The organism is Mesorhizobium sp. M1006, from assembly GCF_040318825.1.
Classification (GTDB): domain Bacteria; phylum Pseudomonadota; class Alphaproteobacteria; order Rhizobiales; family Rhizobiaceae; genus Mesorhizobium.
The window spans coordinates 1-10971 of the sequence record NZ_JAMYMZ010000089.1 but is presented as its reverse complement, the minus strand read 5'-3'; the positions used below and the strand labels follow the sequence as shown (position 1 = coordinate 10971).

Annotated in this window: 6 protein-coding genes and 8 pseudogenes; 6 read left to right on the top strand and 8 right to left on the bottom strand. The window is 60.3% G+C overall.

Going from position 1 to position 10971, the window contains the following annotated elements; all coding sequences use genetic code 11:
* On the top strand, positions 1–499 hold a 499-nt coding region (locus tag NKH60_RS33845; protein ID WP_352874960.1), incomplete at its 5' end, for a hypothetical protein.
* A gap of 694 nt (positions 500–1193) precedes the next feature.
* Here NKH60_RS33845 and NKH60_RS35275 read toward each other — a convergent pair.
* The 7 genes and pseudogenes from NKH60_RS35275 to NKH60_RS33810 form a co-directional block, all read right to left on the bottom strand.
* Positions 1194–1526 (bottom strand): annotated as a pseudogene (locus NKH60_RS35275) (hypothetical protein); the annotation flags it as partial.
* A 162-nt stretch (positions 1527–1688) separates the two neighbouring features.
* On the bottom strand, positions 1689–2486 hold the full coding sequence (locus NKH60_RS33835; protein WP_352874957.1) for an RHE_PE00001 family protein: 798 nt from the start codon (positions 2484–2486) through the stop codon (positions 1689–1691).
* On the bottom strand, positions 2477–2740 hold the full coding sequence (locus NKH60_RS33830) for a hypothetical protein (protein WP_352874956.1): 264 nt from the start codon (positions 2738–2740) through the stop codon (positions 2477–2479). The genes NKH60_RS33835 and NKH60_RS33830 overlap by 10 nt, the downstream gene beginning before the upstream one ends.
* 223 nt (positions 2741–2963) lie before the next feature.
* Positions 2964–3134 carry a hypothetical protein gene (locus NKH60_RS33825; protein WP_352874955.1) on the bottom strand — a complete coding sequence of 57 codons (171 nt, stop codon included), beginning with the start codon at positions 3132–3134 and terminating at the stop codon, positions 2964–2966.
* A gap of 22 nt (positions 3135–3156) precedes the next feature.
* Positions 3157–3608 (bottom strand): annotated as a pseudogene (locus NKH60_RS33820) (helix-turn-helix domain-containing protein); the annotation flags it as partial.
* 79 nt (positions 3609–3687) lie between these two features.
* On the bottom strand, positions 3688–4776 hold the full coding sequence (locus NKH60_RS33815; RefSeq protein ID WP_352874953.1) for a Gfo/Idh/MocA family protein: 1089 nt from the start codon (positions 4774–4776) through the stop codon (positions 3688–3690).
* A 12-nt stretch (positions 4777–4788) separates the two neighbouring features.
* Positions 4789–5811, bottom strand: coding sequence for an NAD(P)-dependent oxidoreductase (locus NKH60_RS33810; RefSeq protein WP_352874951.1), 1023 nt, complete (start codon positions 5809–5811; stop codon positions 4789–4791).
* Positions 5812–6328: 517 nt separating this feature from the next.
* Here NKH60_RS33810 and NKH60_RS33805 point away from each other — a divergent pair.
* Positions 6329–6400 (top strand): annotated as a pseudogene (locus tag NKH60_RS33805) (IS6 family transposase); the annotation flags it as partial.
* Positions 6401–6493: 93 nt separating this feature from the next.
* A pseudogene (locus tag NKH60_RS33800) lies at positions 6494–7287 on the top strand (IS5 family transposase); the annotation flags it as partial.
* Positions 7288–7544: 257 nt separating this feature from the next.
* Here NKH60_RS33800 and NKH60_RS33795 read toward each other — a convergent pair.
* Positions 7545–8569: pseudogene (locus tag NKH60_RS33795) on the bottom strand (IS110 family RNA-guided transposase).
* Positions 8570–8774: 205 nt separating this feature from the next.
* Here NKH60_RS33795 and NKH60_RS33790 point away from each other — a divergent pair.
* From NKH60_RS33790 to NKH60_RS33780, 3 pseudogenes are all read left to right on the top strand, one after another.
* Positions 8775–9710: pseudogene (locus NKH60_RS33790) on the top strand (IS110 family RNA-guided transposase); the annotation flags it as partial.
* A gap of 136 nt (positions 9711–9846) precedes the next feature.
* Positions 9847–10580, top strand: a pseudogene (locus tag NKH60_RS33785) (IS256 family transposase); the annotation flags it as partial.
* A gap of 51 nt (positions 10581–10631) precedes the next feature.
* Positions 10632–10971, top strand: a pseudogene (locus tag NKH60_RS33780) (transposase); the annotation flags it as partial.

The following is a 10971-nucleotide window of genomic DNA, read 5'->3' as shown; positions in this document are numbered from 1 at the left end:
ATTGCCAATGGCTGGCCAAACAGCGATATCGACGCCCTCATGCCATGGAATTACCAGCGCTGAACGGCCTCAGCTGCCCGCTTACACCGAAAGCGGCATCCTCTATCTTGATTCCTCCAAGGAAAACGCCTTCGGCAATGATGCAGCAGCTCAAACCTTCGCCCGTACGCTAGAGACACAGCGCTCTGTGGTGGCCTTGGCAGAGGCCCGTCGAAAGGGCAATGACACCACTCAGGGCCGCAGGACCCAATCTCGATCTGAAGGATGCCGGCAAGTGAACGCGATCCCAAAGCCCTTCCCTCCGAGGCATGGGAGCTACGACGAGATAGCGAGTGAGTATTACGATCCGCTGCGCCATCTCACCTGCGCAAGCTTGCGAGAGCTGAGCGCCGCTTATCTCGCCCCGCGGATTGAGCTGCCCTCGGGAGCAGCAAAACGGCTTATCGAAGTTGGTGTCGGCCAATCGCTGCTAGCGCCATTTTGGAGGGTGGCAGGATGAGACCTTCCGGGACGGGTCGGTTCCGTCAGAGCGGTCTCCGCCGAAGCTAGCCGCGATCGAGACGATGTGGCTGAAATGGTTGGAGCAGGCGGCCTCGTCTACAGATATGGCGTCGAGCTGATCAAACCACTCTCATGATTGCTGACAACGGCCTTTGGCATAGTTTGCAGCCCGCCGATCCGATCGGCGGTCGAGGCACTTGTACGGCGGATATGAGGTGCAAGAGGCGGGACTTGAACGTCGGTCAACAATCTCTCATCCGCGGATCGGGCCGCATCCTAGTTTCGTTTGGGGCTGCCTCTGTCTAGATGGCGAGCATCGCGGCTCATAGTGGTGACGAGGGCTCCCCGGCATTGTCCCGCCTCCAGCGCCGCATATCGCGCCGAGGCTGATGTTGGTTTTGCGATCTCCTCTGCTGGCTGTCTGTCAAATAGCGGTCACGCCGCCTTTGGCGCGGATTGAACCGTGCAGGCGATCGACCAGATGAAGCCCACCATCTCGCGTGCGATGGCGTGCCGCGCGCGCTCAGCCTGCGATATCGGGTGCACAGCCGACCCTGCGCTTTCCATCCGATATCGCGCACGACTATTGGCGACGCCTCGATCCGGTCGACCTTATGCCGGCCGATGCGCGCTCTCAGGCGCCTTCGACCAGCGCGCGCCGGGCATGGGTGTTGCCGGTCTTGGTGATGCCGCCGCGCCAGACGGTCGAGCATGGTGGCATCGCGGCGGTTCGTCTTCACCCGATCGCCAGGCTTCCTCGGAATCAGCGACGCTGCCACCACGTCGCACCGATGGCCGAGGCTTGTGAGTTGGCGATGAACGCCATAACCGCACGGGCCGGCCTCATAGCAAAACGCCAGCGGCTTGCCGGAGCGCCCGAGACGCTCGCACAGCTTGCTGATGGCATCAGCGTCATTGGCAATCTCGCCGAGATATTCCACCGAGCCGGAGCGTCCGCTCTCCGCTACCGCGACCGAAATCCGTTGCCTGTGAATATCCAAACTGACAAATCTGATATGTTCCATATGGCCCGTCTCCTATGCATGAGGCTCTGCGCCGGTCAGCCGGCTTAACCCTCGTACCGTTGCATATCGGATGACGGGCTACCCCAGGCCCAGCAATCATAGGGACTAGCAAGAGCGACAGGGAAGGATAGTTCGATAACTTCGTAAAGCAGACATGGCCGATCAGACAATCCCCCATGCCCGAAACCTTCCCCTGCCCGTCATCTCGCGCAGCCCGAGTTCGCCGACGAGATTGAGCGCACCTTGTTTTGTCACTTTTAGGCGCTCCTGGATCATGCCTGCCGAGACGAGTGGCCGCGACAGCACAAGCTCGAGGAGGTCAGGCAGTTTCGAGCTGGCGCGGCGTTCGCGCAGCCGCCGCTCCATCTGGCTTTTTGCCATCGTCAGCCGATCGTGCTCCTTCAGGCCAACCACTGCCGCGTCGTGGATGGCGTCGAGGCAGGCGAGCAGCCGATCGCTGCGATTGCGCGCCCGCCGCCGTACACGCGGAATGTTTTTGGCGCCGAGATGCAGGCAGGCGAGATGGCCAGCGGCAAGACCTTCCTGCCGCAACAGTGCGGCCACGAGCAGCGGTCCGATCCAGGCGGCGTGCTGCAGCACCTCGATGTCTTGCCATGCCTCGAGCAGGATCGCGCCGCGTAGGACGACCGGCAGATCGCGTGTCCCGGCAATCACATCCCGCCATTCGGCCAGCCGTTCGTCTTCATTCCAATCGAGATCGTAGATAAGGTCCCGTCGGTCGTCTGAACGCTGTGTCTTCGCCGGCACGTCGGCGCCACTGAGAATCTTCGAGGAGCGCGCCAGGACGGCATCGATCTCGGCAAATTCTTCGGCCAGCAGGTCGTCCTCTGCGTCATCCCGAGCATCGGCTTCAATGGCGCTGGCGGCAGGAACCCCCTGCCCTTCCCGGCTTTTTTGTTCCGATGCCGCCGTCGCGCCGCCGCGGCCGGTCAGGGCCAAAAAACCGTCGCGGCCGAGTGCCCAGTCCGGCTTGTTCGCAAAAATCCGCCGGCGGGTCGCAGGATCGCATGCGCCCGGGTGAGCTCGTGGGTTGGGGTGCGGATGTCCACGTGGGCGTCGTGCAGGACGAGGTCCTCGAGGTGGACGAGCTCGCCCTCGAGCCAAAGTGCTGCGGCCGTGTCGGCAAAGTGCTGGCGCTCGACTAAACCGTCGCGGACGGGCGAGCGGGCCAGCCGCTCGTCGAGCCGCGCCAAAGCCTCGGTTGCTGTCGCTTTTACTTCCCGATTTCAATCGCCCGAACATCATGTTCTGACGCTGTCTCGATCAGGGGCAGAAGCCTTGCGCCGAGCGTGAACAGTGCAAGGCCGACCGCCGAGTCACGAGGCCGAACAGCGCCAGCAGAAACCGTTCGTAGCCGGAGACGGCCAGCGGCTCTCCGAACGGCCAGCAGACCAGTCCGCTCAGCAGCGCCGACAGTCAGGCGGCCGGCATGAACGGAACCGTCGCATAGATCACGGCTACATGCGCGACCGTCGTGTGTCTAAGCGACATGATGAAGAAGATCATGCCGACTGCTGACACGACTGCGAACAGCCAGCCGGGCCAGCCCATGTCGCGGAAGCTGCGCCACGCGCCACCGCGCTCCAAACGAGCATCACCATGGCGATGCGGCCTTGTCATTCGCCAGTTTGAAGCTGCGCCAGCGGTGCGGCGCAAGGCCGTGCTCGTGCCAGATCTTGACGACCGAAGACGCCGCGAATCCCAACGGCCTTTGCCATCGCACGAACGGTCCAGTGCGTGGCCTCCTGCCTGGGCGTTTCCAGAGTCAGAGTGACCACCCGGTCGACAAGGTCAACCTCAAGCGGCGCAGTGCCGGGCGGCCGGCTCTTGTCGCGCAAAAGACCGTCTACACCTTCCGCCATGAAGCGTTCCTGCCAACGCCAGACGCAGGTCTTCGACTTGGCCGTCGCCTCCATGATCGCGACGGTTCAGACCCTCGTCGCTCATCAAGATGATGTTCGCCCGCCACACATGCTTTTGAGGCGAACTGCCCGCCGAAACGATTGCATTGAGACGAACTCGATCAGCCGCGGAAACCTCAAATGTAATACCTTTGCGCATGCACCATAGTCGCATACTCCGACTAAAATTAGAATCCAAAATCGGCCTCTTTTGTCTCGATCAATCCACTAGAAGGTGATCAAAACTGCGGAATATATACAGCGGCACCGCCCTGAATTGCCGAGTCATGTGCGCAAATGCCAGGTGCGGTCCAGTTCGCCGCAGCTACTTCATCAATTGACGGTCGCCGATTCTCGACAATACTCCGAACGAACTCGTGAACGAGGTGTGGGTAGGCTCCCCCGTTATAGCCGTCAGCAAACTGGATCAATTCGGCAGGCAGTAAGTGCGAGAAGCTGGGCAAACTTATGCGCTCGGCCTCGGACCGTCTGGCGCCAGGAAATTCCCCTAGTTTTGACAAGCGGAAGAGCACTGGCGCCTCCTCTTCGATCTGTTGCCACTCGAAAGCTGCGTCCTCTCCGTAAACCGTGAATGCTGCCGTATAGGCCCGCGCCGAATGAAAAAGTGCCCTTGAGACTTCCATAGCCAGCGGTTCATCGCCTTCCAGGGAGAAGATGGCAGTTTCTATGGGGAACGGATTCTCGTAAGACTTATGCAGCTCCTCCCGTAGATGGCCACTGCCAAAACAGTGCACTTTCACCGCACGTTTTTGCGTGAGAGCAAGCAAAGGCGCGACGGCGTGGGTCGCATACCACATGGGCGGCAAACCGGCCCAATAGGGCTGCCAGTTCTCCATATCTTGATAGTGGGCCCCGCGTAGGAACTGAACTCGTCCAAAAACACCCTGTCGAGCGAGTTCATTCACATGGAGAAATTCCCGCGTATAGATTTGGGTCTCCATCATCATATACTTCTTACCGGACTTGTGGACAGCCGCGATGATAGCCTGGATCTCGCTGATGGAGGTCGCCATCGGAACTGCGCAGGCGCAGTGTTTCCCTGCTCCAAGAACTTGAATCGTCTGACGGGCGTGGTCCGGGATGCCAGTCGAGAGATGAACCGCGTCTATTTCCGGATCACTCAGCACCTCGTCGAGATTGTTCGCAAGGCGAGTGATACCGAAACTTGCTTTCTGGTCCCTGAGACGCGATTGCCGCCGGTCGCACAGCGTAATGTTACCTACGTCCGAGTGCTGCCGATAGATGTCGACGAACTCGCTTCCAAAGCCGAGCCCTACGATCGCAATATTGAGCTTTTTCGATGCCATCGTCGTAACGCCTCAAACGTCAACTGGGCGGAACTGCCTGATGATGCTGTGAACAAACTCCTCATTGGCATGGATTGTGCGGCCAGCGTTGTGAGGAGTATGGACAACGTTGTCACGCCCCAGCAGTGGATCGTTGAGGGGCAACGGCTCGATGTCGAACACATCGGCCGCCAACGCCAACTCGTTGGCAAGAACGCGTCGGCGGATCGTTGAAACGTCACAGATTGTCGCCCTCGTCACGAGTACGACCAAGCAACCCTTTGGCAAAGTTTCGATCAATGGAGCGGTAACGAGACCCTTGGTGGAACCCGTCAGCGGAAGCATCGGTACAAAAATCTCAGCGTCTTGCACCAATTGAGACAGATGCCACTCACGACGAGCCCCAGCCCTATGGAAGCAAGGGTCTTGAGCGAAGGGATCCCAGGCTGCCACATCCGCGCCGAGCATATGGCAGAACGAAGCGAAGCGGCTTCCAATGTTGCCGACGCCGACGACACGAACGCGCTTCCCGGCAATCGTGCCGTTCGTGAAATTTGCATCGTCGCCGAATTGCGACCCTCTTTTGCCGTGCCAGGGACCGCTGGCGGCCGGCTCATAGTCCCACGGGGACAGGTCGGTCAGGATCTGATGGTGAGTTTGCGGAATGCGACGCAGAGCCCCGAGCGTAAGTGCCAAGCCGAACTCAGACACTGACTGGCCCCAATAGCCTTCAGAAGTGGGCGCGTAGATTCTGATAGACCGCCTCTGCGCTTCTTCGACGACCTCCTTGCTTAGCTCGACCTCTCCGAGACCAATCTCTTCGAGTTGGGGGAAGGCTGCCAGGCCCTGCAAGTCAATTTCAGCGCCGAGCAGCGCGAGACGACGGGTGTCGGCCGACTGGACGTCCTGGAAGAATGTTGTGAGTTCGGTGCCGTCGCGACGCACAAATTCCACAGGGCCTGCCTCGCGCCAAAGGTCGCGCAAGTAATTCGCCGAGAAAGGCCAGACGCCGTCGAAATAGGGATTGACGATGATCGCGCTTTTGATCTGGGTCACGGTATCCTCACTATGCCGAGTTCTGACATATCGACCTTCATTGCTGTCTCCTTTCCTAGAGATCAAACAAGATGAACCAGTGTGCCATTTAGCGGCTTTTGCCGCCGTACAACGAACATCAAGAGTCGTGCCAACTGCACAGGAAGCGACCCAGGAAAACTGTTCTGCATATTATTCAATGGCTTCACTGAGAGCGCGGCGGCACGCCAGCCAGACATCACCGTGTCGCGGACTCGACGACCCCGACAGTAGGGGTCAATGCAAGGTACGTCGGTTAACTTAGGGACAGAGTCGAATATACGTCTCCTGAGGGAGCTCTGCCTGCATGGAGGATATATTTCGGCCAAGCATTTTACCGAGAGAACCGGCCTGGTCAGGAACAGCATCTGGAACGCGCTGAGCAGCTTGCGGCAGTATGGTCTGGTGTAAGCGTCCGATTGTTACCGCGGAGATTGGATGTGTTGCAACTTTTTTACCGGCGTTGTGGCAAGGAACCGTCGATCATTCCGAGGTTGCGATGTTCAAAGGCCGTCAGTTCGACCAATCAGTGATCCTGCTGTGCGTGCACTGGTACCTGGCCTACAATCTTAGAGGCGGTTTTGAAAATCGGCTTGCTGGGGTTTCGTCTGAGGCTGGGTTATGATTCAAGCTGTGGAAGTGGACAAAGCAGAGCCGTGGCCGGATGGCCCAGATCGCCAAGAAGACCAAGCGCTACCCGTCTGATTTGACGGATGAGGAGTGGGAGCAGTTCGCGCCGCTGATGCCCAAGCCTGGGCGGCGTGGCCGTCCGCGCGAGGTTGATTTTCGCGAGGTGATCAATGCGGTGCGCTACCTGGTCCGTTCGGGTTGCGGCTGGCGGATGCTGCCGATCCACTTTGGACCCTGGCAGACGGTCTATGGCTGGTTTCGAGAGCTGGCGCGGCGGTTTCTGTTCCAGACCGTCCACGATGGGCGCTGATGCTGGATCGTGAGCGGGCCGGACGCGAGGCGAGCCCGTCGGCGGCGGTGATCGACAGCCAGTCTGTCAAGGCCCCGCAAGCTGGAACAAGGGGTTACGACGCCGGAAAGAAGATTGTCGGACGCAAGCGCCATATCGCAGTCGATACGGATGGGCGGCTGTTGATGGTCAACCTGACGCCGGCCGATATCTCCGACAGCGCCGGCGCTCAGGCGATCTTGGATGGTATTCGCCAGCGCTGGCCCTGGGTGAAGCATCTGTTCGCCGACGGCGCCTATGATCGGCTAAAGCACATGGACAAGGCCGCCTATCTGGACTTCGTGGTTGAGATCATCCGTCGATCCGATGACCAGAAGGGCTTCGAAGTCTTGCCCCGACGCTGGGTCGTCGAGCGGACCTTCGGCTGGATGACCCGATGGCGCCGCCTCGTGCGCGAGTACGAGCAGCGCATCGACGTCTCTCACGCAATGATCCTCGTCGCAATGGGCGCAAACCCCATCCGCCGAAACGCCCGTCCCCGAATGGGACTGATGGGATTGTCTAATCGCGGTGGGGACGTCAAGTATCTTCGCGCTTGGAGATGCGTTGGCCGGGTACACGGTTGTCTTCGCGGTCAACATCGGTCGCCGCATGATGGAGATTCGCGGGACGAGCCTTCAATGTTGACGACGCACTTTGCTGAGACAGCGGTGCAACCCCATCAGCGGAATGGCTCGGCGCACGTCCCGGCAGGGACGCCTCAGGCGTTCAGATTCTGAACGCTATTCGCAAGATTTCATGCTGTGGCGCCTGCATTTCGATCAAAGAACTCACCGGTCTTAAGCATCGTATGCATTATCACCGCCAGTTTCCGCGCCACAGCCACGGCAGCTCATTTGAAGCCGATCCTCTCCCGGAGCTGGAGACCCCATGTCCGCAGGGTGCTCTCGGTTGAGCTACGCGTCAGAATAACCGACGCCGCTTCGTAGAGAAGCCCTCGCAAATGGCGGTCGCCGCGTCGGGATATATGGCCGTCATAATCGACTTCTCCGGATTGGTAGCGGCGCGTCGTTAGGCCTATCCAGGCGCCAACAGATCGGGACGTCTTGAAGTTGCTCGGATCTTCAATGGCAGTGGCGAATGAGGTTGCGGTGATGGCGCCGATGCCAGGGATCGACATGAGCATGCGGCATGCCTGGCTCTGACGTGCATCTGCGACGAGCTGGCGCCCAAGCTCGGCGGCACGGATGCGAATGCCGCGCCAGGCCTCCAACATCGGCAGCACGATGAGAGCAAGTTCCTCGTGATCGATAAGAAGGCGCCGAACGTTCTTCTCGAACGTGGTTCCCTTACCTGCAGGAACGAGCAGCCCGAACGTTTTCATGATTCCACGAATCTGGTTGGAAAGTTCGGTGGTGATCCGGACCAGCCGGGTGCGTGCCGCCACAAGCGTGCGGGTCAGCATGCTCTCAAATCCTTTCACCCGCACCTCACGGAAGAATCCCACCTCTGCAAGATGCGCCAAACCGTCGGCGTCGTTCGCGTCGGTCTTATTCGCCCCATATCGAGCGCAGCTTTGGCATGGCGAGCATCGATGCAGATCGCTGGCACCCTTTCCGCGCGTAGCGCGTGATAGAACCAGACGGAAAGGGGTCCAGTCTCGAACACCACGCGTTTGGCGGCTGGCGCCCGCTTGCGGATAAGCTCGGCAATGATCTTTGGATCAGAGGCGCACTTCCCGCGCCAGACGCGCTTGCCTTCACGTCGGATCGACACCGCTGTCTCTTTCATCGACACGTCGAGACCGATATATTCTTCCATGGCTGTTCTCCATCAGATGCTTGGGCCCGGCGTCAGGTCGTGAGCCCGTATTTCCATCTTATCGGGGAACAGCCACCTTCCAAGGATATGATTGGTTTCAGGGCAACTCGCTCCCGCGATTACCCCATGTGGACGCCCCCTCGACGGCATCGATGTGCCAGAATGGTGGTGCTTGACAGCCACCGTAAGAGAGGGAGCATCCACAATGGAAGTTAACACGATCGGGTTGGACCTAGCGAAGAATGTGTTTCAGGCGCATGGAGCCGATGCGGCGGGCGCCATTGTTTTCCGCAAGCAACTGCGACGCGACAAGGTGCTTGCATTTCTCGCTGGGCAGCCGGCCTGCTTGGTCGCCATGGAGGCCTGTTCTGGGGCGCATCACTGGGCGCGCGAGATCGACAAGCTCGGGCACACCGTTCGTCTGATCCCGCCATCCTATGTGAAGCCTTTCGTAAAGCGGCAGAAGAACGACGCCGCCGATGCCGAGGCGATCTGCGAGGCCGCGCAGCGGCCGACCATGCGCTTTGTCGCCGTGAAGAGTGAGGAGGAGCAGGCGAGTGCGGCCGTATTCCGGGCTCGTGATCTGCTGGTGCGGCAGCGCACCCAGACGATCAACGCCTTGCGCGGCCATCTCGCAGAATATGGACTGGTCGTTGCCCAGGGCCCTTCTCACACCGCCAAGCTGATGGAAAAGGTAGAGGATCCTAAGAGCGATCTGCCAGAAGCAGCCCGCCTGGCCCTCACCATGCTGGTCGATACGCTGAGATCGCTGGAGGAAAGGATCAAGCAGCTCGATGCCGAGATTGCACGGCGTGCCCGAGAGGATGAAGACGTGCGGCGGTTGGCAACAATCCCCGGCGTTGGTCCGATAACGGCAACGGCTCTGGTTGCACTGGCGCCTTGCGCCGCAATCTTCCGAAAGGGGCGCGACTTCGCCGCTTGGCTGGGCCTGACGCCGCTGCAACGCTCAACCGGCGGTAAACAGAAGCTCGGTGCAACATCGAAGATGGGCGAGCGTACATTGCGGCGCCTGCTTATCATCGGAGCGAGCGCTGTCGTGCGTCATGCTCGTCGGCGAGGCATTCGGGAAGGATCGTGGCTTGGGCGCATGCTCGCCCGCAAGCCAAGATTCTTCTTGCGCTCACGGGGGCGTCCACAGATGTGCTGAAGGTTCTGCAAAAAGTTTTGGAGAGAGAACGGCGCCTGCTCTGAGGGGCGAGCGGCCATGGCACGGTGGTGACGTTGCGATCACCGATTCCCGTGGAAGGGGAAGTGCCATGACCAATCGAGACGTTAGACTGAGCAGAGGCGAGTTGAAAGCGTTGCTGTTGTCGGATGAGGACGGCTTTCGCCAGGCATTGCAGAGTGTCGTGCAGGAGGTTCTTGAAGCCGAGATGACGGAGGCGATCGGGGCCGAGAAAGGCGAGCGGACGGCGGAGCGGACGAGTTACCGGTCCGGCTATTACGAGCGCAAGCTGGTGACGCGGGTCGCGGGGTGCTGGAGCTTCGCGTTCCGCAGGATCGGGCTGGCCGGTTCTCGACGGAGTTGTTTGAGCGCTACCAGCGTTCGGAGAAGGCATTGGTGTCGGCGCTGGTCGAGATGTACGTGCAGGGCGTCTCGACCCGCAAGGTGAAGGCGGTGACGGAGGAACTGTGCGGCCACTCTTTCTCGGCCTCGACGGTGAGCGAGGCGACGATGCGGCTGGATGAGGCGCTCAAGGCGTTCTTCACGCGGCGGCTCGAGGAAAGCTATCCGTATCTCATCTTGGACGCGCGCTATGAACGGGCTCGAGAGGTGGGCGTGATCGCCAGCCAGGCGGTGCTGGTGGCGATCGGCGTGGATTGGGAGGGCCGGCGCCAGGTTCTGGGCGTGGAGCTGGCCAACCGGGAGAGCCATTCGAGCTGGCGCGAGTTCGTGACGGGGCTCAAGAATCGCGGGCTCGCCGACGTCGAGTTCGTCGTCTCCGACGACCATCCGGGGCTCAGGGCGGCAATCCGCGAAGTGCTGCCCGTGTCGGGCGAATTGAGAAACTGACCCCCTCGGTTATGAGAGGAGGCATGGATGACGCTGACGATCCCGCGCGACCGTGCCGGAACCTTCGATCCGAAGCTGATCGCCAAATATCAGCGCCGTTCCCAGACTTCGACGACAAGATCATCTCCATGTATGCGCGCGGCATGACGGTGCGCGAGATCCGCGGCCACCTGGAAGAACTCTATGGTATCGACGTATCGCCGGACCTGATCTCGGCGTCACCGACGCCGTCCTGGAGGAAGTGGCAGAGTGGCAGAATCGCCCGCTGGATGTGGTCTATCGGCTCGTCTTCTTCGATGCCATCCGGGTCAAGATCAGGGACGAGGGCTTCGTCAGGAACAAGGCCGTCTACATCGCGCTCGGCATC